The sequence below is a fragment of the Microbacterium sp. A93 genome, from assembly GCF_051842835.1.
Map to the genome: position 1 here is coordinate 334,842 of NZ_JBPXMT010000006.1, position 25,568 is coordinate 360,409.

Consider the following 25,568-nt stretch of genomic DNA (forward strand, 5'->3'; position numbering starts at 1 on the left):
CCCGGTGAGGGGATGGTGAGGGGCCGCGCAGTCCGGAGACGGTGCCGCTAGCCCAGCGCAGGAACATGACCCTCAGTCGCTGTGACGGTGACCGTCAGGCGAACCGCGCGCAAACGTGTCTGTGGCGGCTGGTTGAATGAGGACATGCCCGCCGAACACCACCAGGACGCCCTGCGACTGACCGCGCCCCGCACGGTTCGTGCGGAGCCCATGACCCCGAACGCCGAGCAGCAGCGGGTCCTCGACCTCGCCCCGGGTCACGGACCGGTGCTCGTCCTGGGCGGCCCCGGGACCGGACGCAGCGCATTGGCCGTGGAGTACGCCGCCCGCCGCATCGACGCCGGCCTGGATCCCCAACAGCTGCTGGTGCTCGCTCCCACGCGGCAGGCCTCGGCGCGGCTGCGGGATGACCTGTCCGTGCGGCTGGCCCACGGTGGCCGGGGCACGCGTACCTCCACGCCCGTGCGGACCTGGGCGGCCTACGCCTTCGACCTGATCCGACGGGCACGGACGGCCGGATTCCTGCCATCGGTGCAACGGACCCCGCGCCTGCTGTCCGGCGCGGAGCAGGACACCGTGATCGCGGAACTGTTGGAGTCCTACTCCTCGGGGGAGGTCAGAGGGCCGGACTGGCCCGCCGACCTGGTCGAGGCCGTGCCGACCCGGGGATTCCGCCAGGAGGTGCGCGAGTTGATCGACCGCACCAGTGAGTACGGGATCGAACCCGGCCAGCTCGAGGACCTGGGGGAGCGACACGGCCGCGCCGAATGGGTGGCCGCCGCTGTGCTGCTCCAGGACTACCGGGACCGGTTGGACCTGGGGATGGCCGAGGCGTTCGACCCCGCCGGGCTGATCACCACGGCCGGCCTCCTGCTGCAGGAGAACCCGGAGCTGCTGGACGGGGAACGGAAGAATCTGCCCGTACTCGTCATCGATGACCTGCAGGAGGCCACCCCGGCCGTACACCGCCTGATCAGGATCCTCGGCACGGGCCAGGACGTGGTGGCGTTGGCCAGCCCGGACACCGTGGTCCAGGGGTTCCGCGGCGCCCGTCCGGATCTCGTCCGGGACTACCCCGGCTGCCTCCTGCCGACGAGTGCGGCACCGGCGGATCCGGGCCCGGAGTCCGCCCCGGGCAGGACGTTCCTCCTGACCACCGGGTACCGGATGCGCCAGGACGTGATGCAGGCCTGGCAACGGGTCGCCCGCCGGATCCCCGCCCTGCCGGGGACCATGGAGATGCGGCAGGGGATGACGACCGCAGACACGGGTACCACCGAGGCGACCGAGACGACTGGGGCCCCGACCACTGTGGCGCCGCCCGCTGATGCCCCGGCCACGAGTCGGGTCCACGGTGCCACCGCCCACCTGGTGTCCTCGCCCCCGCACGAGCAGCTGCTGGTGCTCCAACAGTTGCTGCACCTGCATCACCGGGGCGGGATCCCCCTCGGGGACATGGCCGTGATCGCCCGCTCCGGACCTCTCGTGGCCGAACTCGCGCGCTATCTGGAAGCCGAGGGCGTCCCGGTCAACCGCTCCGTGGCGGACACGGTCCTGAAGAGCGAACCGGCCGTGACACCCTTGCTGTCCCTGCTGCGCGCCGTCTCCACGGCCCCGGAGGAGCCGGAGGCTCACCCAGACCTGGACACGGCGCTCTGGTGGGCCGGCGGACGCTATGGCGGGGCCACCGCCCTGCACCTGCGTCAGCTGCGCCAGCGGCTCCTGCAGGACGAACGGGCGTCCGGCGGCAGCCGGCCCAGCACCGAGCTGCTCCTGGCCGCCTTCGAGGACCCCGCCGCCCTTGCCGGTCATCCGATCCCCGGCGCGGGCGTGCAGCGCATCGCCCGGATGGTGCTGGCCGGCCGGGCCGCAGCGAAGGATCCTGCGGCCACCGCCGAGTCCGTGCTGTGGGCCCTCTGGGACGCCTCCGAGAGGCCGGCCCGCTGGGAGCGGGAGGCCGTGACCGGAACCGGACCCGCGGCCCGGCGGGCGGACCGCGATCTGGACGCCGTCGTCGGGCTCTTCCAGGCCGCCGAACGGTACGTGGACCAGTTCCCGGGGGCCTCGCCCCTGGCCTTCGCCGAGTACATGGAGGCCCAGGACCTGCCCATGGACTCCCTCGCCTCGACGTCCTCGCAGGAGGGATCCGTGTCCGTGGTGACCCCAGCGACCGCCGCGGGCCGGGAATGGGATGCGGTGATCATCGCGGGACTGCAGGACGGCGTCTGGCCCAACACCCGGCTGCGCGGCCAACTCTTGGGCGCCACCGATCTGGCCGACGTGGCCCAGGGCAGGACCACCCGCACGGACCACCGGTCCCGCCTGGCCGAGGTGCGTCAGGACGAGTTGCGCAGCTTCGCCACCGCAGTGTCCCGGGCCCGGCAGCGGGTGATCGGGATCGCGGTCGCCTCCGAGGACCACCAGCCCTCCGATTTCCTCGACCTGATCGAGCCGTGGCGGGAGGTGGCCAGACCGCGTCCGCTGACCGAGGTGCCGCGTCCGCTCACCGCCGGCGCCCTCGTCGCGGGACTGCGGCGAGAGCTGGAGGAGGCCGCCCGGGCGGTCGTGCGGGACCCCCAGGCCCCGGCGGATGACGGCCGGTCCGGGCCCGACGCCGGCCCCCCACCCCGGGTGCGGTCGGTCGCCTCGGCCTTGGCCCGGTTGGCGGCGGAGGGGATCCGTGGTGCGGATCCGGAGCACTGGTGGGGATTGCTTCCGTTGTCCACCGAAGAACCACTCGTGGACACAGAGACCACCCCGGTCCCGGTCTCCCCGTCACGCGTGGAGACGGCACTGCAGTCGCCGCTGAACTGGTTCGTCTACCAGGCCGGAGGCCAGGCCGGGAGCACCCAGGCCCAGTCGATCGGCACGTTCATCCACGCCATCGCGGAGGCCTACCCCGAGGGACCGGCCGAGGACCTGCTCGCCGAGCTCGAACGGCGGTTGCCGGACCTCGGGCTGGAACCCGGGTGGGAATCCGAGCGCGTGGCCCAAGAGGCGCGGCGCATGATGGAGTTCTTCGTGAGCTACCTGGGCCAGATGGAGAAGGCGGGCCGGTCCGTCGTGGCCGTGGAACACCGGTTCCAGCAGGAACTGGAACGCGGCGGCCTGAGAGTCCAGATCCGGGGCAGCATCGACCGTCTCGAGCGGGACAGTGACGGTCGTCCGTATGTGATCGACCTCAAGACCGGCAAACATGCTCCGACGGCCAAGGACCTTCAGGAGCTGCCGCAGCTCGGCGTGTACCAGGCAGCCATCGCCGCCGGAGCGATGCCGGCCGAGGACTTCGGGCGGCCCACCGAGCCGGGCGGCGCCGCACTCGTCCAACTGCGCACCACCAACAAGAACGTCAAGATCCAGGACCAGGCGGCGCTGCGGGCAGACCAGCACTGGGCGCTCGAGCAGATCTTCACCGCCGCGGCCGCGATGGTCGGCCCCCGGTTCCTGGCCGTCCACGGCGGAGCCGCACATCCGCGATGCGCGCTGCCGGCACTCTGCCCCATACACAGCGAGGGAAGGCAGTCCACCGAATGGCACCGATGAACCCCGAGGCCGGTCTGGTCTCCGTGGAAGACCCGGCGAACACTTCCGTGGAGGTGTTCCCGGACGTCAGCAGCGCGCGGTACAGCCCGGAGGACCTGGCCGGACTGCTGGACCAGCACGCCCCCACCGAGGAACAGTCGGCCGTGATCAGCGCGCCGCTGCAGCCGCGGCTGGTGGTGGCCGGAGCCGGTTCCGGGAAGACCGCCACGATGTCCGACCGCGTGGTGTGGCTCGTGGCCAACGGTTTCGTGGCCCCGGACCAGGTCCTGGGTGTGACCTTCACGCGTAAGGCCGCCGGCGAGTTGGCCCAACGCATCAACCGCAAGCTGGACCTCCTCTCGGAGGCAGGTCTTGAGCTCCCGGCGGGGGCCGAGGGGGCCGATGCCGATGAGGGGATGCTGACGGAGGGGGCCGCCCGGGCCAGCGTGTCCACCTACCACTCCTATGCCAACACCCTCGTGCGGGATCACGGGATGCGCATCGGCCTGGAACCTGACACCGGGATGATCGGCGAGGCCCAGTCCTACCAGATCATGTCCCGGATCGTCCGCGCCTACGAGGGGGATCTCAGCTTCGCGAACATCGCGGCGTCCAGTCTGGTCAGCGGCGCCATCAAACTGGCCGGCGACTGCGCCGAACACCTCGTGGATCCGGACGAGGTGGAGGCCTACCTCGCGGAGCAGTCCCGCTTCGGTGAGTCCCTGCCCTATGACGTGACCCAGACCGAGGGCAGCCATGCCGATGTCGCCAAGATCTTCTCCATGCTCCGGCTACGCCGCGTCATGGCCGAACTGGTGGTCTCCTACCGGCGGGCCACCCTGGACGCCGGGGTCATGGACTTCGGCGACCTCGTCCGATTCGCCGCCCGGATCGCCCAGGAGGTTCCGGCCGTCGGGCAGATCGAACGGTCCCGCTACCGGGTGGTCCTGCTGGACGAGTTCCAGGACACCTCCCACGCCCAGCTCGAGCTGTTCCGCGGCCTGTACGGGACGGGTGGCCACCCGGTCACCGCCGTGGGGGACCCCCACCAGTCCATCTACGGGTTCCGAGGGGCCTCCGCCGGTCAGCTGTTCGCCTTCCCCGGGCTGTTCAGCGTCCCCAGGGCCGGCGGCGGCGTGGACCCGGCCCCCGTCAGCTACCTGACCACGGCATGGCGCAACTCCCACACCATCCTGGCTGCGGCCAACACCGTGGCCGGCCCCCTGCGGAGCGAATCGGTGGGCGGGATCCAGGTCAAACCGCTCACAGCATCACCGATCGCCGTGGACGGCGAGGTGCGCGCCGCGTGGCTGCCGGACTCCGAGCAGGAGGCGGCCGCCGTCGTCGCTGCTTTGAAAGATGCCGGAGGTGCCGAAGGTGACGGCAGGACACCGAGCCAGCGGCCCACGCGGGCCATCCTGTGCCGGACCCGTAGCCAGTTCGAACCCCTCATGGAGGCCATGGACCTGGCGGGGGTGCCCTACGAGGTGCTCGGGCTGTCCGGACTGCTGTCCGTGCCCGAGGTGGCGGACGTGATCGCCGTACTCCAGGTCATCTCCGATCCGAGCCGATCGGACCACCTGATGCGCCTGCTGACCGGGGCCCGCTGGCGCATCGGCACAGCGGACCTGGTGGTGCTGCAAGGCCGGGCCTCCACCCTGGAACGGAACCGGCGGCACGCCGGGCCAGCCCAGGACCCGCAGGCACTGCAGGACGGTTCGGACGCCGAACTGGACACCTCACCGGAGGAGGACGCGGAATCCTCGTCCCTCATCGAGGCGCTGGACTGGCTGCCCGATCCCGGGTGGACTGACGCGGCCGGACGCGGCTTCAGCGCGGCGGGCCGAGAACGCCTCGAGAGGCTGTCCCGGGAGCTGAGGTACCTGTCCGGACAGACCGGGCTCGAGCTCACCGCCCTGATCCGGCTGGTCGAGACGACCCTCGGCCTGGACATCGAGGTCGCCGCGCGTCCCGGTCAGTCCGGGATCACGGCCCGCCGGCACCTGGACGGCTTCCTCGACGCCGCCCGGGACTTCACCCAGGGAGCCGTCGAGGGGTCGGGCGCCGATCTCACGGCGTTCCTGGCCTGGCTCCAGGCGGCGGAGGAACGGGAGAAGGGCCTGGGGATGGCCGGCGCCGAACCGAGCCACGAGGCCGTCCAGCTGCTGACGGCCCACGCGTCCAAGGGACTGGAATGGGACATCGTGGCGGTCCCAGGTCTGGTGGATGGTCAATTCCCGGGCAAGACCGTGGACACCTGGACGTCGGAGAAGTCGGGGCATCTGCCCTGGACGTTACGCGGGGATGCGAACAGCCTGCCGCACTGGAACACGGAGTGGTCGAACCAGCGCGATTGGGCCGGTCACGCGGTGGGGTGGAGCCTGAAACGCCAGAAGGACGAGTATCCCGACTCGTACAAGGACCGTGCAGCGGTACATCACCTGGAGGAGGAGCGGCGCCTGGCCTACGTGGCGTTCACCCGGGCGAGGACCCTGTTGCTGCTCAGCGGAAGCCACTGGCGTGGCGTGACCAAGACGCCGTCCACTCCGTCGCCCTTCCTGGACGAGCTGATGGAGGCCACGGACGGTGTGAACGTGGTGACCGGTCCGTGGGCCGCGCCCGAGGATGTGGGCGAGGAGAACCCGTTCGCGCACCGCAAGCTCGTGGCCTGGTGGCCCTTCGACCCCCTCAACGGTCCGGAGGTGCTGGTGATGAACCCGGACGCCCCCGATGACCTGGACCAGGCGACGGCCCTGCCACCGCGGTCCCGGCCACGCCGCGAGGCCGTGGAGGAGGCCGCACGGTGGGTGCGCTCCGCTGCCCCGCTGGTGACGGGGCCGGAGGAGGACGAGCCGGAGACAGGCGAGCCGGAGGCGGAAGGGGCGACGGACAGTCCGGCGGGCGGAGAGGCCACCAGCGATCTGGCCCGGCAGGTCGAGTGGGTCCTCGAACGCGCCGCCCCCGTCAACCACCGCGGACGCCTCGTTGAACTGCCCGGCCACGTCAGTGCCTCCACGTTCGTGGCACTGGCGGACGACCCCGAGGCCGTGGCCCGTCAACTCCGCCGTCCCATGCCCCGGCCGCCGGCCCACGCGGCACGCCGGGGAACCGCCTTCCATGCCTGGGTGGAGGACCACTTCGGCGCCACCGGGATGCTCGACTTCGACGACCCCGAGGATTCGGCGGACCACTGGGTCGAGGATGCGCTGGATCTGGAACCCATGAAGCAGAGCTTCCTGGCGAGCCGGTGGGCGGGCCGGCTTCCCGCCTACATCGAGCCGCCGGTCGAGACCACCGTCGGGGGAGTGGCACTGCGTGGGCGCATCGATGCCGTGTTCCGCGAGGGCGGGGCACCGGATCTGCCGAACGATCCGGAGGCCCGCTGGGAGCTCGTGGACTGGAAGACGGGTGCTGTCCCCTCGGGACGTGACCTGAAGATCAAGTCCCTGCAGCTGGCCGTCTACCGGCTGGCCTGGTCACGGCTGCACCGCATCCCCCTGGAGAACATCAGCGCCAGCTTCGTCTACGTGGCGCACGGGGTGGAGAAGTCACTGCACGACCTGGCCGGAGAGGACGAGTTGGAGGCCGTCCTGACGGCGGCGTTCACCCAGCAGGACGGCTGAACCACCGCGGCTGCGGTGGTTCAGCAACGTCAGGGTGGCGTCACGAGGGGTCCGTGGTGCGGCGGATATCGAGGTGACGGACCTCGTCCAGTTCCAGGTCCAGGTTCAGCGCCGTGGTCGGACGATCCACGGGATCGGCCCCGCTGGCGTCCTCGCTGACGGTCTCACGGACGGCATCGGCATCGGCCGGGTCCCCGCTACCGGCCGAGTCTGCACTATTGGCTGGGCCTGCACTATCGGCCGGGTCCGCAGGGACAGCCGGCTCACCGGCGTCGACCGGCGCGTCCTCATCCTCATTGAGGGTGGGGTCCTCGGGGTTCTCGGGGTCTTCGGCCTCGGTCTGCTCTGCGTCGGCTTGCTTTGCGTCGGTCTCTGACTCGGACGGTTCGGTGGTCCCGTCCGTATCAGCGGACTCCGGATCGGGTGACGCGCCCGATTCCCCTGATTCGACGTGTCCCGCCGTCTCCGGTTCGCCCTCCGGTTCCCGCTCGATGATGACGGCGTCGGCCAGATCATCGTCGCCGGCTCCACTGCCCTCGGGCCCGCCGTCGGCGGCCTCCGCGGATCTCTCGCCTTCGGTCGGTGTACCGGTTGGCGCAATGGTTGGCGCAATGGTCGGTGCAACGGTCGGCGCAGGAGGTGGTCCTGATGTGGTCTTCTTCCCCTGATCCTGCCGGGGCATAGCCTCCGGGGCCGGCGCGGCGCGCGGCCCGGCGGGGGCGGCGCTGATCTCCTGACCCCCGTGTTCCTCCACGTCGGCCCGCAACTCGCCCAGCATGGCCTCGGCCTCGGAGGACATCTCCTCGTCCCGGGCGGCGAGGCCCCGGACGAGCCACTGCGCCAGCGCGAACTCGGCGGCCAGCACGGCCCGCCGCAACAGGTGCTCGTCCTGCACGATGCCGCCGGAACGGTGCTGCCAGTAGGCGGTCACGACGTCCTCGGTGAAGGACTGGTTCCCGGAGGAGGCCAGCCAGGCGAAGTCCTCCGCTGGATCACCGATGTGCAGGTCCGTCCACCCGGTCACGGACACGAGCCGATCCTGGTCCACCAGCAGATTGTCCTCGTGCAGGTCACCGTGGGTCACCACCGGGGTGAAGTCCCAGAGCTCCATCTCCTCGAGGGCGTTCTCCCAGCGGCGCAACAACACGGCGGGGATGCGGCCGGTGGTCGCGGCCTGGTCCAGTTCGTTCAGGCGGCGCTGGCGGAACTGATCCGCCGTGTACACCGGCAGGTCGGCGTTCTCCACCACATGCGCGGGCAGGGCGTGCACCGCGGCGATGACCCGCCCGATGTCTTCCGAGGTCCTGCTGCCGAGCTCCGCGAGTTCCTCCAGCTCCATCTCCACCCCGGGCATGTCGTGGTAGACGAAGGTGCGCATGCCATCGAGGCGGACGGCCCCGGCCACCGAGGGCACCCGGAAGGGCAGGCCGGCACGGATCCCCGCGGTGAACCCGGAGAGCACCTGCAACTCGGTCTCCAGCCGCATGGCGGCCTCCTCGTGGAGGGGGGAGCGCACCCGCCACTGGCTTCCCTGGCGGTCGAACACGACGGCGGCCGAGAAGTCTCGGGGGTCGTCCGGGGATCCGACCACTCCGGTGGGGGACAGGTCCGGGATGGCGGCGCTGGCCAAGGCAGCTAGTTCCATGGGCGTACGGTTCACAACCACCACGGTACGTTCCCTGCCCGGCAGCGGGCGGGCTCGGGCGCGGCGAGTCGCCGAATGTTCCGGACCATGACGGGTCCGGGCGGGTGGACCCGGCCGTCCACAGGATGCGCCGGCCGGAGGGAACGGTGTCCGGAACGAGCGGTACCGTGGAGACATGCGCACCCCTGAAGAGATCCTTCCCGCCCTCGGGCGACTGCCCCTGGCCCGCGAGGATGTGGACCGCGGTTGTGAGGTCCGGGCCCGCGAGGGCTGGCTGGAGCAGGTCTGGACCCGGGACGAGACCCGGGTGCTGTGGGTCAGTGGGGGTCGCGCGCCGGTCCTGGGCGGACAGCTGGTCCTGACCCGGCCGTCGGGCGAGCTGCCGGATGGTGCGGTCTATCTGGGGCGGTCCACGGCTGGGCCGGCGCCCGAGTCCGGGCCCCCGGCGGAACTGATCCTGCTGGTCTCCCCGGATCATCCCTCCCTCGACGGGGGCGAGGCCGGGGGTCGACCCGTGCCCAGCCCGGAGGACGTGGCCTGGGTGGGGCTGAGGGACGTGGCAGCGGCCCTGACGGACCGGGACGCCGGAGTCTTCGTCGAAGCCGTGGCGATCGCCAACTGGCACGCCGTGCACACACACTGCCCCCGGTGCGGCACGCCCACGGAGATCACCCAGTCCGGGTGGGTCCGGGTCTGCCCCCGGGACCGCTCCGAGCACTTCCCCCGCACAGACCCCGCCATCATCGTCACGGTGACCGACCACGAGGACCGGGTGCTGCTGGGCAACAACGTCGCCTGGGGGCCGCGGATGTACTCCACGCTCGCGGGATTCGTGGAACCGGGCGAGTCCCTGGAGGCGGCCGTGGTCCGGGAGATCCATGAGGAGTCCAACCTCACGGTCCATTCGCCGGTCTATCTCGGGTCCCAGCCGTGGCCGTTCCCGCAGTCCCTGATGCTCGGTTATACCGCCGTCACGGACCACCCCGAGGATGCGGCGGCGGACCGGGAGGAAGTCGCCCACGTGCGGTGGTTCTCCCGCCAGGAGCTGGCGGAAGCCGTGGACGGCGGGGAGATCACCCTTCCCGGGTCCGCCTCCATCTCCCGGGCCCTGATCGAACACTGGTTTGGCGGGGCGCTGCCCGAGCCACGCACCCTGCAGAACTGACACCATCCACCGGAGCGCTGTGACCGAGACGACTACTGATATCCTGACCGGCCTGGACGCCGAACAACGCCAGGCCGCCACCGCCCTGAACGGGCCGGTGTGCATCCTCGCCGGTGCTGGCACGGGCAAGACCCGGGCCATCACCCACCGCATCGCCTACGGGGTGCAGACCGGGGTGTACGACCCGCACCGGACGCTGGCCCTGACCTTCACCGCCCGGGCGGCCGCCGAGATGCGCACCCGGTTGCGGGACCTGGGCGCCCATGGCGTGCAGGCCCGCACCTTCCACTCCGCCGCCCTGCGGCAGTTGCAGTTCTTCTGGCCGCAGGCGGTGGGCGGGGCCGTGCCCGAGCTGGTGGACCACAAGGTCAACCTCCTCGCCGAGGCCGCCCGTCGGCTGCGCACCACCACGGACCGGGCCGCCCTGCGGGACCTCGCGGGGGAGGTCGAATGGGCCAAGGTCTCCATGCGCACCCCGGATTCGTACGCCGCGGCGGCGGCCGACCGACAGATGCCCGTCGGCTGGGACGCCAATGGCGTGGCCCGGCTGTTCCAGGGGTACGAGGACGTCAAGACGGACCGGAACCTCATCGACTTCGAGGATGTCCTGCTGATCATGGTCGGCATCCTGGAGACCGAACCGAAGATCGCGGCCCAGATCCGGGACCAGTACCGCGTCTTCATCGTGGACGAGTATCAGGATGTCTCCCCGCTGCAGCACCGGCTGCTCGACCTCTGGCTCGGCGGCCGCAACGAGCTCTGCGTGGTGGGAGACGCCTCCCAGACCATCTACTCCTTCACCGGCGCGACCTCGCGCTTCCTGCTCGATTTCCGCCAGCAGCACCCGGACGCCACGCTGGTCAAGCTGGTCCGGGACTACCGGTCCACCCCCGAGATCGTGGACCTGGCCAACCGGCTGCTCGCGGAGCGCACCCGGCAGCGGGTCCCGGTCCCGGGCCCGGACGGCACCCGCGGGCCGATGCCACGCTGGGCCGAGCCGCTGGAACTGCTCTCCCAGCGGGACCACGGCCCGGCTCCGGTCTTCGCCGAATGCACGGATGACGAGGCGGAGGCCGGTTGGGTGGCCACCCAGGTGCAGCAGCTGCTCGCGGAAGGCATCCAAGCCGCCGAGATCGCGGTGCTGTTCCGCACCAACGGGCAGTCACAGGCACTGGAGTCGGCGTGCACGGCGGCAGGCATCAGCTACCAGCTGCGCGGGGGCGAGCGGTTCTTCTCCCGGCGTGAGGTCCGGGACGGGATCCTCCAGCTCCGCGCCGCCGCACGATCCGCCCAGGACGTGGTGGGCGACCAGGTCCCCGGCCGGGTCAAGGATGTGCTCGCCTCCCTCGGCTACGCCGACGAGGCTCCGAAGGTCTCCGGCGCCACGCGGGAGAAGTGGGAGTCCCTCAACGCGCTGGTCGCCCTGTCCGAGGAGCTCGCGGCCACCCGCGGCGACCAGTTCACGCTCACGGACCTCGTGGCGGAACTGGACGAGCGGGCCGCCAGCCAGCATGCCCCCACCGTGCAGGGCATCACCCTGGCCTCCCTGCACTCCGCCAAAGGCCTGGAATGGGACGCCGTGTTCCTCGTCGGGCTGTCCGAGGGGCTGATGCCGATCAGCTTCGCGGACACGCAGGAGGACATCGATGAGGAGCGCCGACTGCTCTATGTGGGCATCACCCGCGCCCGGCTGCGGCTGTTCCTCTCCTGGACCCTGGCCCGCGGCACCGGCGGCCGGTCCACCCGCAAGCCCTCCCGCTTCCTGGACTCGCTGGACCCGGAGGCGGATTCCCGGCACGGGGCCCAGGGCGGAGCGGCCCGACGCCGGCCCAGCACCTCCGGCGCAGGCCGTCCCGGTGGGCGCGGCTCGGGTCGGAAACGCAACCACCCGGTGCAGTGCCGAACCTGCGGAAAGACCCTGGAGACCGGGGCGGAACGTAAGACCGGCCGCTGCGTGGACTGCCCGCCGACTTATGACGAGGGTTTGTTCGAGAACCTCAAGGCCTGGCGGCTGACCACCTCCCAGGCGGCGTCCATGCCGGCCTTCGTGATCTTCACGGATGCCACGCTCGTGGCCATCGCCGAGGCCGAGCCGAAGTCCCCGCCCGAGTTGCTGCGCATCCCCGGGGTGGGGAAGTCCAAGCTGGAGAAATACGGTGCGGACGTCCTGGAACTCATCAACGGTACGCCGACCGCCTGACCCTTCCCTCCCCGGTCACCGTGCCGCCCCGGCCGGTCCGCAACCGCAGTCCGGATGTGCGGCCACCGCGAGCGTCTCCACCCGACTGCCGTCACCGTGCAGATGCAGGACCGAGCCCGCGTCCACGGTTCCCGTCTCGGCCCAGCGCACGACCTGCCGGGCGGCCAGGGCCCCGGCCGCCGTCGCCAATCCCACGTCCTCGCAGCCGGCCTGCTGTCCGCTCAGGGCGGTGGCGCGGCGGACCCGCAGGGGGTCCGCCGCCCGGGCCGCGAGATCCCAGCACAGCGGGCACCCACCGAGACCGGGCATCAGCCAGGGACCGATGACGGCGTCATCGTCCCTCATCACGACCGGCAGGACCGGATGGTCGGCGGCACTGGCCAGGGCGATGTAGTCGTCATCAGCGGCGCCCCGGGTCACCGACACCGTGAGGGTGCCACCGGGACGCGGACGGGCGGGGGAGGTGAGGGGCAGGATCACGGCGTCCAGCCCTGAGTCGTCCAGCCGGTGGGACAGGGCGATGGCCCGGTGACGGCCCAGGTCCGAGGTCAGGAACCCGGTCCCCAGATCCGCCACCGTCACCTCCTCGTGGTCCCACAGGGCCAGGCGGCCGACGCCGGAGGCTGCCAACACCCGCGCGACGGTGGCGCCGGTGCGGCCGAGCCCGAGCACCTGCACGTGGAGGCCCTGACGGGACGCCATGACGTGCGCCATCCGCTCGGTGGCGTCGGTGGCCCTGGTGCCGGAGTCCTCTGCCCCGGACTGGGGCGCGGCGTCGAGGGCCAGGGCCAGCGCCAGGTCGTCAGCCAGCACATCGGATGCGTGGCCTGCCCCGGAGGAGCCGGGCCGTTCGTGCCGGCGCAGGAAGTCCGCGATAGACGCCTCCAGCCGGCGCGCCTCGGCGGGGTCCATGCCACGGTGGCGGGCCGCCTCCGCCTCATGACCATCCGGGATACCTTTCGCCAGGTCGCCGAGATAGCCCACAGCCCCCGGAGTGCAGCCGGAGAGCTGGGTCGAACGGGTGCCGGAACCGATCTGGACGGTGTCCTCGGTGATCTGGAGCACGGTGAGCCCGGGGTCAAGACGCATCGGGATCCTCTCTGGGCAGGATGACCGCGGCCGGTGCGGGCCGCCGTGACCATCGTGGCATCGTGGGGTCACGGGCCACCGGGGTTATCCACAGGATCGACCGGCAGGAGTCCGCCTGGCACGGATATCCACAACGGTGGCGGAGGCGGTTCCCGCGCCCGCCGGTGTCGGCGGCAGAATGGGACCATGACCTCTTCATGGACCGATGGTCCGCCGAGCACTCACCGGCCGGCCTCCCGAGCCGCCGGCCATCGCACCACCGGGACCGGCCGACGTCGGGCCACTGCCCGGACCGTGCGGGAGACCGAGGACCTCCAGATCGACGGCACCACGGTGCGGATCGTGCGGTCCTCGCGGCGGACCCGAACGGTCTCCGCCGCCTGGCGGGACGGGATCGTCCAGGTGTCCGTGCCGATGGGGCTGGACCCGGAGGCCGAACGGGACTGGGCGCGCAAGATGCTCACCAAGGTCGCCTCGCGCCAGCCGAACGGGCCGGCTGCGGACACCGAGCTCTTGGCCCGGGCCCGCGCGCTGGCCACCACGTGGCTGGACGGTGAGGTGGACCCGCTCGAGGTGGTGTGGTCCACCCGTCAGCAGCGCCGGTGGGGTTCCTGCACCCCGAGCACGGGACGCATCAGGATCTCCTCCGAGGTGGCGGCCATGCCCGGGTGGGTGCTGGACGGGGTCCTGGTGCACGAACTCGTGCACCTGAGGCATGGGGACCACTCCGCCGCGTTCCACGCGATGGCCAACCGGTATCCACGGCAGCAGGAGGCGATGGCCTTCCTCAACGGGGTGAGCCACGCGACGGGCCGCGGGATGTCCGGTGCAGACGAGGTAGGCCCGGAGGCCGATCAGGAGAAGGAGGCGTAGACCGTCTGAGCCTGTGGCGGTCTACTTCTGCCCGTCCGGCTTCTCCTCGCCGGGCTTCTCCTCGTCCGGCGTACCGCCGTCGAAGCCACCGTCCAGCAGCTTGCGCAACTCGTCGTCCAGCCCGGCGGATGCCTGCTCGCGGGCCTGACGGCGGCTCACATAACCATCCGGGTCGTCGAGGTCTTCGGCCGTCGGCTGCAGGTCTGGATGCCGCCAGATGGCATCCCGGTACTCGTGACCTTGGGACTCACCGATCCTCTCCCACAGGGTGGCGGCCTCACGCAGCCGGCGTGGCCTCAGATCCAGACCCACCAGGGTGCCGAAGGCGTGCTCGGCGGGGCCACCGGTGGCACGGCGCCGGTTGATGGTCTCGCGGAGGGCGTTCGCGGCGTCCAGGGGCTGGGCGGCCTGGGTGACCACCACGTCCACCCAGCCCTCGATCAGGGCCAGGGTCAGCTCCAGCCGATCCAGGGCCGCCCTCTGGGTGCCCGTGGGCTCGGGGATGAAGGAGGCCCCGGCGAAGGCCGCCTGCATGGACTCCGGGTCGGACGGGTCGATCTCTCGGGCCGCGTCCTCGATCTTTGACATGTCGATGTGCACACCGGCGGCGTACTGCTCGATCGCCGCGTACAGGTCCCGTTCCAACCAGGGCGAATGTATGAACAGCCGCATGCGGGCCACCTCGCGCAGAGCCAGGTAGATGCGGATCTGCTCGTCCGGCACCTCGAGGCCGTCGCCGAACTCCTCGATGTTCACCGGGACCATGGCCAACTGGTGGCCGGCCACCGGGAAACCGGAATCCGTGCCGGAGAGCACCTCCTGGGCGAGGGCACCCACGGCGTGCCCCAGCTGGAGGCCGAACATGGTGCCCCCCATGTTCTGCAGCATCGGCTGCAACCCCTCCAGCATGCCCTGCATGCCCTGCATCTCCTCCGGGAGCTGGCCCGGCAACTGGTCCTTCATGGCCCGGGTCATGGCCTCTGACATGGAGACGGCCACGGGTTCGGTGAAGCGCTGCCAGGTGTCCATGGAGGCCTCCACCCACTCGGCGCGGGACCAGGCCTTGCCGAGCAGTCCGGTGGTCTCGATCTCAGTGGCTCCGTCCAGCCACAGCTCGGCCAACCGCAGGGCCTCGTCGATCTCGCGCCGGGCGAAGGTGCCGACCGTGGGATCCTGGCCGGCGGCCGCCTGCCGGGCGGACTGCCTGGCCAGCTTCCAGTTCACGGGCCCGTCCTCGGGGGAGGACTGCATCATGGCCTGGAACTGCTGCATCATCTGCGACATCATGGCCGGGTCCAGCTGCGAGGGGTCGAACGGCAGCCCGCCCGTGCCGCCGGCAGCCCCGCCCATCCCTCCGAGGGCGCGGCGCAACTCCTCGGGGTCGGGGGCGTTCGCGCCGAACATGCGGCGGAGCATCTCGGACAGCGCGTCGTCGCCGTCGGGGGAACCAGGGCCGGTCGGGGGATTCGTCATGCACCCCAGCGTATCGGCGCATGATGCCCATGTCCGCAGCGGGTCCGCCGGTTCACTCTGGGCGCACAGCGGCCGGTCCCGGTGTCTGACGCGGAGCCCGTAGAATGGTACGAGACCAGAACGGCCCAGTCAGTCGGGCCGTACGCCTCTGCCCGCTGGACGGTGGACCGAACCGGGGCAGTTTTTTGTGAAGACGGGTGCCCTGACGTGTCAGAGAGCGGACACCAGCCGAAGGCAGCGTCGGCTGCGCCCGGTTCCGCGACCCCGGACGCACCGGGGGAGGCACCCGGGACCCAGCCACCCACCGACCTCGCCGTCTGGAACCGCCGGACGCGTGCGAGCCGCCGTCGCCGGCGCATCACCACCGTGAGCGGTGCCCTGGCGGGCCTGCTGACCCTCACCGCCGTGGCGTTGCCCAGCCCCTACATCATCGAGTCCCCCGGCCCCACGTTCAACACCATCGGTGAGTACGACGGTGAGCCGGTCATCACCGTCAACGGGGCCGAGACCTACCCCACCGAGGGCCACCTGGATCTGACGACCGTGTACGTGTCCGGTGCACCGACCGGCTGGACCACGTTCCTGGACGTGGTCCGCAGTTGGGCCCTTCCAACCGAGGCCGTGATCCCGCAGGAGCTCGTCTACCCCTCCGGCACCACCTCGGACGAGGTCACCGCCCAGAACACGGAGGCCATGGCCACCTCGCAGAGCTGGGCCGTGGCCGCCGCCTTGGAGAACCTGGGGATCGACTACCGGCAGACCCTGTTCGTTGCGGGATTCACCGCAGAGTCACAGGCCACCAGCCTGCTGAAGCCGAAGGACCAGCTGGTGACGGCGGACGGCATGGAGGTGACCGGCCTGGAGGGGTTGAAGGGCCGGCTCAACGCCTCCGGCGGCGAGGCCGTCGAGCTGGGCATCATCCGGGACGGCGAGGAGCTCGCGGTCGATGTCCCCGTCTACCCGGGCGCCGAGGGGGAGTGGCTCATGGGTGTCTACCTCGATTCGGACTTCGAGTTCCCGCTGGACGTCACCGTCACCCTGGAGAACGTGGGAGGGCCGAGCGCCGGCATGATGTTCGCCCTCGGGATCATCGACGAACTGACCCCGGGCCCGATGGCCGGCGGGCGGCACCTCGCCGGCACGGGGACCATCGACCCGGATGGCACGGTCGGGGAGATCGGCGGCATCGTGCAGAAGGTCTCCGGAGCAGCCGACGGCGGGGCCGAGGTGTTCCTCGCCCCGGAGGGCAACTGCGCCGAGCTGACCGGCCGCGTCCCGGACGGGATCACGGTGTACTCGGTGGCCACCCTCGGCCAGGCGCGATCGGCCGTCGAGGCCGTGGGAAGCGGCGGGACGCCACAGGTGCCGACATGCGGCTGATCCGGACCCCCCGGGGACCCACCCCGCACCGGGCCGGGCGTGGCACGGTCCTGTGGGAACGGCCACCGGGACGGCTCAACAGACTTCGGCGGACAGCCAGTGCCGCCAGCACAGTTCAGGACACGATCGGCGCGAGGGCGCAGAGGGGCAAGGACACGTGAGTTTCGGACAAGGATTTGGGGGTCTCTTCGGAGGCTCAGACGAGGGCCGCGGCAATGACCGCGGGGCGGGGGGCTCCGGCGGCCTCTTCGGCGGCGGGTCCGGAGGCCAGGGTGGCCCGGGCGGGCCCGGACGTCCCGGCGGACCGGGGCAGCCAGGCCAGCCGGCCCGGCCCGGTGGTGGGTCCTCGGCCGGCGGTACCGGTTCCCGCCGGCCGTCTGCGCTCGTGCTCACCATCGTGGCACTGGCGGTACTCGTGGTGGTGTTCATGTTCTTCGCCGGCGTCTACGCGGACGTGCTCTGGTACAACCAGGTGGAGTTCTCCGAGGTGTTCTGGACGGAGATCTGGACCCGTGCCGCACTGTTCGGCCTCGCCGGCGTCCTGATGGGCGTGGCCGTCTGGCTGTCCATGTGGCTGGCCTGGCGTGCGCGTCCGAAGAACCTGCAGAGCCAGACCAGGGATTCCCTGGCGCAGTACCAGAAACAGCTGGAGCCGATGCGCCGGCTGGTGTTCATCGGCATCCCCGCGGTCATCGGCTTCTTCGCCGGTTCCGCGGCCATGAACGGGTGGCAGGACGTCCTGCTGTTCTTCAACCAGGAACCCTATGGCAAGGTCGACCCCGAGTTCGGGCTGGACTACATGTTCTACATGGCCAGCCTGCCGTTCTTCGGCCTGATCATCGGATTCCTCATCTCCGTGGTGCTGATCGCCGGGATCGCCGGTCTGCTGGTGCACTACCTGTACGGCAGCGTCCGGGTGAAGGAGCAGGGCGGGCTGGTCATCGAGAACGCCTCCCGCGTGCACCTCGGCGTCTTCGTGGCGCTGTTCCTGGTGCTGCAGGCCGGCAATTACTGGCTGAACCGCTACCGGACCCTGCAATCGCAGGACGGTGACTGGGCCGGTGCCATGTACACGGACGTCAACGCCGTGATCCCGACCTCCACCATCCTCGCCGTGGCCGCCGCCCTGGTGGCCCTCCTCTTCATCGTCACCGCCATCACCGGCCGGTGGCGGATCTCCCTGGTCGGCGCCGCCGGCCTGGTGATCGCCGCGATCGTCGCCGGTGCCGCCTACCCGTTCCTGATCCAGGAGTACCAGGTCAAGCCGTCCGAGGTGACGCTGGAACAGGACTACATCAACCGCAACATCGAACACACGCGTGAGGCCTACGGGCTCGCGGACGTCGAGTCCACCAACTACGCCGGCGAGACGACGGCCGAGGCCGGCAGCCTCGCGGAGGAGTCGGCCAACACCGAGAACATCCGCCTGATGGACCCGAACCTGCTCTCCCGCACCTTCGGCCAGCTCCAGCAGTTCCGGCCCTACTACGGCTTCCCGGAGACCCTGCACGTGGACCGCTACGAGGTGGACGGACAGAAGCAGGACACCGTCATCTCCGTGCGTGACATCAATGTGGACCCCACCTCCTCGTGGGTGAACCAGCACATCACGTACACCCACGGCTACGGCCTGGTCGCTGCGGACGCCTCCGAGGTGGCTGCGGGCGGGCGCCCGTCCTTCCTGCTCTCCGGCATCCCCACCTCCGGTGAGCTGGGCAGCGACGAGACCTACGAGCCGCGCATCTACTTCGGTATGAACTCGCCGAGCTACTCGATCGTCGGTGCCGCCGAGGGCGCCCCGGAACGTGAGCGCGACCGTCCGCAGGACGCCTCGAGCGACCAGGACACCACCTACACCTTCGCCGGTGACGGTGGACCGGCGGTGGGCAGCTTCTTCAACCAGCTGGTCTACGCCATCAAGTTCGGTTCCACGGAGATCCTGCTGTCCTCGGACGTGAATGACGAGTCGCAGATCCTCTACGACCGCAACCCCTTGGAGCGCGTCCAGAAGATCGCCCCCTACCTGACCGTGGACTCCAACGCCTACCCGGCGATCGTCGGGGACCGCGTGCAGTGGATCGTGGAGGGTTACACCACCTCCAACGACTTCCCGTACTCGACCGGCCAGCAGCTGGACTCGGCCACCCGGGACGCCCTGAACACGGACGCCACGGCCAACCTGACCGGCCAGGTCAACTACATCCGGAACTCGGTCAAGGCCACCGTGGACGCCTATGACGGCACGGTGACCCTCTACGCGTGGGACGAGGAGGATCCGCTGCTGAAGGCCTGGCAGAAGGTCTACCCGAGCTCCCTGAAGCCGTACTCCGAGATGAGCTCCGAGTTGATGGACCACGTCCGCTATCCGGAGGACATGTTCAAGGTCCAGCGCGAGCTGCTGGGCCGCTACCACGTGACCAACCCGGTCGACTTCTACGAGAACAACGACGCCTGGTCCGTGCCGGTGGATCCCACCCAGGATGACGACACGGTCAAGCAGCCGCCGTACTACATGTCCCTGCGCATGCCCGGTAAGGACGAGCCGGCGTTCTCCCTGACGAACACCTATATCCCGCAGCTCACGCAGGGGGCCCAGCAGCGCAACGTGCTGTACGGGTTCCTGTCCGCGAACGGTGATGCGAGCACCGGTGAGGACGGGGTGAAATCGGAGGACTACGGGCACCTGCAACTGTTGGAGCTGCCACGCCAGACGGCCATCCCGGGACCGGGCCAGGCCCAGGCGAACTTCGACTCCAACGCCCAGGTCTCACAGGAGCTGAACCTGCTGCGCCAGGGTGCTTCGGAGGTCATTAACGGCAACCTCATCACGCTGCCGGTGGCCGAGGGGATCCTGTACGTCCAGCCCGTCTACATCCAGTCGACGGGTCCCACGTCCTACCCGACGCTGCGCAAGGTCCTCGTCTCCTTCGGTGACGAGGTCGGCTTCGCCAACACCCTCCAGGAGGCACTGGACCAGGTGTTCGAGGGCGACTCGGGTGCCTCGACGGCGGACGGACAGGACCCAACGAGCGGCGACGACGCGGACGAGCCGGGCTCCCAGCCGAACGTCCCCGAGACCCGGAGTGAGCAGGAGAAGCTGGGTCAGGCACTCGAGGAAGCCAGCGCAGCCATCCAGGCCTCGGAGGAGGCCATGGCCGCCGGTGACTGGGCCGCCTACGGTGAGGCCCAGAACCAGCTCAACGACGCCCTGTCCCGCGCCACCGCGGCGGACGACGCCATCCGTGGCGAAGCCAGCGCGGACGCAGAGGCCGAGGCTCCGGCCCCGGCAGACGGTGAGGGCGGCTCCGGGCAGCCGTCCGAAGGCACTGAGGGCTGAGACTGAGAGGTCCCACGGGGCCACGGTGAACCCCACGCGGCCGTCCGGTAGCCCCCGGACGGCCACGTGGGGAACGCCACAGGGACGTCGATTTGGTGTTCCGCCAGGACCTGCGTATAGTCATATGAGTCGCCGCGGGGTGGAGCAGTTCGGTAGCTCGCCGGGCTCATAACCCGGAGGTCGCAAGTTCAAATCTTGCCCCCGCAACGAAGAGGGAAAACCCCCGAACCATTGGTTCGGGGGTTTTCTGCTGTCCCCAGCAGGAACCCGGCGATTTCCGTCGCCATCAGGTCGACATCAGAAGGCCACACCCGGGAACAGACGACGGCCCCCCACCTTCCGTGGGGACCTGCGGGAACCGCAGATGGACCGGAAGGTGGGGGGCCGTCGTCGTGGGCCACGCCGTACGCCCTGACGGGCGCCGGCATCAGTTGCTGGTGTTCGCACCCTCGCTGTAGTCCAGCTCGGATTCCCCGGCGGGGGCGTCGCCGGCGGTGAGGGAGGGGGTGCCGCCGGCCTTCAGGGCGGCCAGGCGGGCCTCGACCTCGGTCTGCTCGCCCAAGTCCTCGAGGGACTCGAACTGGGCGTCCAGGGAGGACGCTGCCAGCTCGTTCTGGCCCCGCACGCGGGCCTCCTCGCGGCGGACCTTCTCCTCGAAGCGGTTGACCTCGGAGGAGGGGTCCATGATGTCGATGGACTTCACGGCGTCATGCACGGCGGACTGGGCCTGGGCGGACTTGGCGCGGGCGGTCAGCTCGTCACGCTTGGAGACCAGCTGGCGGCGCTTGTCGTTCATCTTGTCCAAGCCGTCCTTGAGCTTGTCCACGATCTCGGTCTGCGAGGCGATGGTCGGCTCGGCGGCCTTGGCGGACTTCTCGGCATCCATCTGCCGCTCGATGGCGACCTTGGCGAGGTTGTCGAACTTGTCCGCGGAGGCGGTGTCACCGGAGGAGCGGAACTGGTCCGCCTTGCCGGATGCGGCCAGGGCCTTCTGGCCCCAGCTCTTGGAGGCGTCCAGGTCCTCGTTGTAGTCGTCCTGGATCATCCGCAGGTTGCCGATGGTCTGGGCCACGGCGGCCTCAGCCTCGGAGATGCTGTTGGTGTAGTCGCGGACCATCTGGTCCAGCATCTTCTGCGGGTCTTCGGCCTTGTCCAGCATCGAGTTGATGTTGGCCTTGGCCAGGGTTGCAATTCGGCCGAAAATGGACTGCTTTACCACGATGTCGCCTTCCGCTCATTCCTGAGGGCCCCGGGTTTTCCGGAGCTCCGTCTCCCGTGCCCCGCTTGACGGGCGTTGGGCTCCGGCGCCTCGCGGCGCCGGAAACTTCTCTCATACCCCTAGAAACTACCGCCGCCGATGTCCCCGAGGCCACCGCCGCCGAAGTCGCCGCCGCCGAGGCCACCGCCACCGCCGAAGCCACCGAAGCCGCCGCCGCCCCAGTCGCCGTGGTCACCGTCCCCGCCGAGGATGCCACCCATCAGGATGCCGCCGAGGATGGCCCCGCCGAGGCCGGAGCCGAAGCCGCCACCCCGGCCGCCACCGTAGCCCCCGCGACCGCCGTAGCCGGCACCGGCGCCTGCATAGCCGCCGCCCCACTGGTTGAGGTCCTGCTGGGCCAACTGGCTGGCCCGGTCCGCCAGGGAGCTGGACTGGTGGGCCATGTTCAGGGCGGTCACGGGGTCCTGGCCGGAGAGCCGGGCCGCTTCCTGCAGGGTGCGCTCGGCCTCGGCCAGCTTGGTACGGGCCTGGCTGCCCACGGCACCGCGGCGGGCGGCGATGTAGTCCTGAGTGCCGTCGATCTGGGCCTGCGCCTGCAGGATGGCGGACTGCAGGGAGGACGCGGCGCGGCGCTCCTGCTCCTGCCGGTCGCGGATGCCGGAGAGCGGTGCGTCCAATTGCCGGTGGGCCTGCTCCAGCGACTGCAGCAGGCGGAAGGGGGCGGGCCGGCCCGAGGCGATCTCGGACCTGACCCGGGTGAGGGTCTGCTCCATGCCGGCGGCGGGTCCTGCGAGTTCCGGGTGCTGGCCGGCGGCCACGAGGGCCTGGGCCTGCGCGAGATCCTGCTGGGACTGGTTGACACCGGTCTGCAGGTTCTCCAGGGCGCTCTCGAGGTTCCGTTGGGCCTTGCCCACGGCCTCCACCAGCGTGGCGGTCTGGGCCACGCCCTCCTCGCCGGCCCGGATCGCCAGCACTGCCGTGGACGGGTCCGAGGCTGCGAGGGACTGCTCGGCCTTCTGGGCGGCGGCCCGGACGAACTCCAGGCGTTCGCGCGCCTGCGTGGCGTTGTCGGTGACCTCCGCCAGGGCGATGTCCGCGTACCGGGCATGCAGGTCCACGAGCGTCTGCTCGGCCTGGGCCACGGTGAGTGCCACCTCGTCGGCCCGGGTGTTCAGGGACTGCAGGGCCGGGCCGGCGTCCTTCTCCAGATCGCGGAGCTTGTCGAACTCCGCCGCATGGGCGGAGAGCGTCTCGTTGACCGCCGTGCAGCGCGCGATGATGTCCTTGAGCCAGCTGCGCTGTTGCGCCTCGGTGTCCGGGATGTGGTCATCGAGCTGGTTCTGCAGCTTGAAGGACTCCCGCAGGTGGTCCTTGGCGGTCTCGATGTCCTTGACGAAGGTGCGCACCGAGTCCTCGCCGTAGGAGGCGAGGGCGAAGCCGACCTCCTGTTCCGAGGACCGGATCGCATCGTCGGCACCGATCAGCATGGATCCGGCCTTGGTGCGCAAGTCCTCGACCGACATCTCGTCCAGGGGGTCCTTCGGTCCCTGCGCCCCGCGGGCGGACTGACCCTGCTGGGCGGCTTTGGTCTTGTTCCGACGCATCAGGGCGTATCCGCCGCCGGCCAGGGCGACCACCACAACGCCACCGGCGATCCACCCGCCGGCCCCACCGCCCGCATCGGGACCGTTGACCCGGCCGTCGGCGGCATCCTCGACGCCGGCTACCGTGGCCAGCGCGGCGCGCTCCCAGTCGTCCTCACCGACCGCGGGCAGTTCGGGGACGATGTACTCATTGATGATGTCCCCCGTCAGCGGGGCGATGTTGTTGGCCTGGGTGGCGGAGTATGCGTAGGAGCGGGTATCAACCGCTACGGCGAGGATGGAATCGGTGGAGCCCAGGTCCTTGGCCGTGGCGACGTCCGTGAGCCATGCACTGCGGTCCATCGGCTGTCCGGACTCATCCGTGAACTCATCCACATACACCACGAAGAGGTTCTGTCCCTCCTCGGTGCGCAGCTCGTTGATGGCCTGGGTGATCTCCTGCTCCTGCGCGGAGGTCAGCACCTGGGCCTCATCCACCACGAAGGTGCCCGGCGGGATGTCCACAGGCGCCTCGGCCCGGGCCGCGTCCGCCAGCGCCACGCCGCAGACCATGACCAGCCCGGAGGCCGCCAGCGCACTCGTGACCAGGACGGCGGGAGAGAGACGGCGGGATGGGACCGCGTGGGCCTGAGACTTCATGGATCACCCTTCTGGGGGTACACGTGGGACGGTGGCTCTGGTGAGAAGTCTATGGGGCGCTCGGCGACGTTCGCCATGAACTGCCGGGTGCTGGAGTACGCCGGGGGTGAACCACGGAGCATCCTTTCAGGATCCTGTCAGCCAACGTGCTCCCACCAAACAGCTAAACGCGGAAAGATGGACCCTGCAGCACGGGCCAGCACCACTGCGGTGCAGGGCAGGAAAGGACGAGCATCATGCATGACGAGGACTACCCGGACACCCGGGGAGACGGCAGCACCGGCGGCACCGAAGGCGCCGGGAGTGCCGGGAGCGCCGGTGGGCCAGAGGGCGGTGTGAGGTCCGTGCCACCGCGTCCGGAGGGTCCTCCCGCGTCCGCGCACGTCTCTGCCAGCCGGAACCCCTACCCGGTGGACCAGACCCAGTCGCTGCCGCACACTGATGCCTCCGGAGCGCCGACACCTGACAGCCGGCCCGGCCCGTTCAGCCAGCCCGGCCCCACCCGGCCGTCGCCGGCCGGCACCGGGCCCACCGGGGCGAAGCGCCGCACCGTCGGCGTGGGCACCCTCATCGCCGGCATGCTCCTCGCGGGCCTCGCGGGGGGCGGTGTGGCGGCCGGGGTCAATGCGGCCACCGGTGACGACGCCGGCCGGGCCGGGACCGGATCCGTCCAGGAACAGGGGCACGGACTGGAGATCAACCGCTCCGAGGACGCCACCGCCGTCACCGCCGCGGCCGCCAAGGCGGCCCCCTCCGTGGTGACGATCTCCGTCACGGACGGCCAGGCCGCCGGTTCCGGATCCGGCGTGATCCTGGACCAGGAGGGCCACATCCTGACGAACACCCACGTGGTGACCCTGGGAGGGCAGACCGGCTCAGCGGACGTCACGGTCCAGACGGCCGACGGCACGGTGCACACCGCCACCGTGGTCGGCACGGACCCTGAATCCGACCTCGCCGTCATCAAGATCGAGGCCGAGGGGCTCACCCCCATCGAGACCGGGGACTCCTCCGAACTCAACGTCGGCGACTCGGCCATCGCGATCGGCGCCCCGCTGGGTCTGTCCGGCACCGTGACGGACGGGATCGTCTCCAAGCTGAACCGCACCATCTCCGTGGCGTCCTCGGCCGTGCCGGAGAACAGCGGCGAGGGCGGGGACGGCAGCGCACCCGAGTTCGAGATCCCGGGCTTCCCGGCACCCGAACAGCAGCAGCAGTCCCAGGGTTCGATCTACATCAACGTGATCCAGACCGATGCGGCCATCAACCCGGGGAACTCGGGTGGGGCGCTGGTGGACGCCGAGGGCCGGTTGATCGGCATCAACGTGGCCATCGCCTCCGCGGCGGGTGGCTCGGACTCGGCCGGCAACATCGGGGTGGGCTTCTCCATCCCGATCGACCACGCCCAGCGGGTGGCACAGGACCTCATCGAGAACGGTGAGGCCACCCACGGCTTCCTCGGGGTCTCCGTCACACCGCAGCCGGCCGACCCTGCCGGTGGTGAACCGGAGGCCGAGGCCAGCAGCGCTGGTGGCCAGGCAGCCTCCTCCGGTGGCTTCAGTGCCGGGGCCCGGGTGGTCGAGGTGGTCCAGGACACCCCGGCGGCTCAGGCGGGGCTGAAAGAGGGGGACATCATCACCGGGGTCGGAGATCGGCCGGTCGCGGACAGTCAGTCCCTGACCGCCGTGGTGCGTGAGTACGCGGAGGGCGAGACGGCCACCGTGCACTTCACCCGGGACGGCCAGGAGCAGTCGGCGGACGTCACCTTCGTCTCGGATGCCAACCAGGACTAGCGACAC

13 protein-coding genes and 1 tRNA gene are annotated in these 25,568 nt (G+C 70.5%); 9 read left to right on the forward strand and 5 right to left on the reverse strand.

Translation table 11 applies throughout. The features are described 5' to 3' along the window. Nucleotides 1-144: 144 nt before the first annotated feature. Together ACSU1G_RS17200 and ACSU1G_RS17205 are read left to right on the forward strand one after the other, a co-directional pair. Nucleotides 145-3,543 (forward strand): ATP-dependent helicase, encoded by a 3,399-nt coding sequence (locus ACSU1G_RS17200; RefSeq protein WP_439281187.1) that lies wholly within the window; start codon nt 145-147, stop codon nt 3,541-3,543. Next, on the forward strand, nt 3,531-7,145 hold the full coding sequence (locus tag ACSU1G_RS17205) for an ATP-dependent helicase (protein ID WP_439281188.1): 3,615 nt from the start codon (nt 3,531-3,533) through the stop codon (nt 7,143-7,145). The genes ACSU1G_RS17200 and ACSU1G_RS17205 overlap by 13 nt, the downstream gene beginning before the upstream one ends. Before the next feature lie 40 nt (nt 7,146-7,185). Here the strand turns inward: ACSU1G_RS17205 and ACSU1G_RS17210 are convergent, their stop codons facing one another. Continuing rightward, on the reverse strand, nt 7,186-8,790 hold the full coding sequence (locus tag ACSU1G_RS17210) for a phosphotransferase (RefSeq protein WP_439281189.1): 1,605 nt from the start codon (nt 8,788-8,790) through the stop codon (nt 7,186-7,188). Nucleotides 8,791-8,965: 175 nt separating this feature from the next. Between ACSU1G_RS17210 and nudC the strand changes: the two genes are divergently transcribed. Together nudC and ACSU1G_RS17220 are read left to right on the forward strand one after the other, a co-directional pair. Continuing rightward, on the forward strand, nt 8,966-9,955 hold the full coding sequence (nudC, locus tag ACSU1G_RS17215; RefSeq protein WP_439281190.1) for an NAD(+) diphosphatase: 990 nt from the start codon (nt 8,966-8,968) through the stop codon (nt 9,953-9,955). 19 nt (nt 9,956-9,974) lie between these two features. Next, nucleotides 9,975-12,155, forward strand: a complete 2,181-nt coding sequence (locus ACSU1G_RS17220; RefSeq protein WP_439281191.1) for an ATP-dependent DNA helicase UvrD2 — start codon at nt 9,975-9,977, stop codon at nt 12,153-12,155. A gap of 15 nt (nt 12,156-12,170) precedes the next feature. Here the strand turns inward: ACSU1G_RS17220 and ACSU1G_RS17225 are convergent, their stop codons facing one another. Then, nucleotides 12,171-13,244, reverse strand: a complete 1,074-nt coding sequence (locus ACSU1G_RS17225) for a ThiF family adenylyltransferase (protein WP_439281192.1) — start codon at nt 13,242-13,244, stop codon at nt 12,171-12,173. 186 nt (nt 13,245-13,430) lie between these two features. Between ACSU1G_RS17225 and ACSU1G_RS17230 the strand changes: the two genes are divergently transcribed. After that, entirely contained in the window at nt 13,431-14,117 is a 687-nt protein-coding gene (locus ACSU1G_RS17230) for a YgjP-like metallopeptidase domain-containing protein (RefSeq protein ID WP_439281193.1), read from the forward strand. A 21-nt stretch (nt 14,118-14,138) separates the two neighbouring features. Here the strand turns inward: ACSU1G_RS17230 and ACSU1G_RS17235 are convergent, their stop codons facing one another. Next, nucleotides 14,139-15,590: a zinc-dependent metalloprotease gene (locus tag ACSU1G_RS17235; RefSeq protein WP_439281194.1), complete on the reverse strand. Its 1,452-nt coding sequence runs from the start codon at nt 15,588-15,590 to the stop codon at nt 14,139-14,141. Between the two features lie 207 nt (nt 15,591-15,797). Here ACSU1G_RS17235 and ACSU1G_RS17240 point away from each other — a divergent pair, with 207 nt between their 5' ends. The 3 genes from ACSU1G_RS17240 (at nt 15,798) to ACSU1G_RS17250 (ending at nt 20,514) form a co-directional block, all read left to right on the forward strand. After that, entirely contained in the window at nt 15,798-16,970 is a 1,173-nt protein-coding gene (locus tag ACSU1G_RS17240; RefSeq protein ID WP_439281195.1) for a YlbL family protein, read from the forward strand. 157 nt (nt 16,971-17,127) lie between these two features. Next, the gene (locus ACSU1G_RS17245) at nt 17,128-20,307 is read left to right on the forward strand and encodes a UPF0182 family membrane protein (RefSeq protein WP_439281196.1); all 3,180 of its coding nucleotides are present in this window, start codon (nt 17,128-17,130) and stop codon (nt 20,305-20,307) included. A 133-nt stretch (nt 20,308-20,440) separates the two neighbouring features. After that, nucleotides 20,441-20,514 (forward strand) — tRNA-Met (locus ACSU1G_RS17250). Between the two features lie 220 nt (nt 20,515-20,734). Here ACSU1G_RS17250 and ACSU1G_RS17255 read toward each other — a convergent pair. Both ACSU1G_RS17255 and ACSU1G_RS17260 read right to left on the reverse strand, forming a co-directional pair. Beyond that, nucleotides 20,735-21,526, reverse strand: a complete 792-nt coding sequence (locus tag ACSU1G_RS17255) for a PspA/IM30 family protein (protein WP_439281197.1) — start codon at nt 21,524-21,526, stop codon at nt 20,735-20,737. A 119-nt stretch (nt 21,527-21,645) separates the two neighbouring features. Further along, complete coding sequence (locus ACSU1G_RS17260; protein ID WP_439281198.1) at nt 21,646-23,769, reverse strand: TPM domain-containing protein; 2,124 nt, start codon at nt 23,767-23,769, stop codon at nt 21,646-21,648. Between the two features lie 236 nt (nt 23,770-24,005). On the opposite strand from ACSU1G_RS17260, the gene ACSU1G_RS17265 reads away from it, so the two are divergent. Then, complete coding sequence (locus ACSU1G_RS17265; protein WP_439281199.1) at nt 24,006-25,562, forward strand: S1C family serine protease; 1,557 nt, start codon at nt 24,006-24,008, stop codon at nt 25,560-25,562. Nucleotides 25,563-25,568 lie beyond the last annotated feature (6 nt).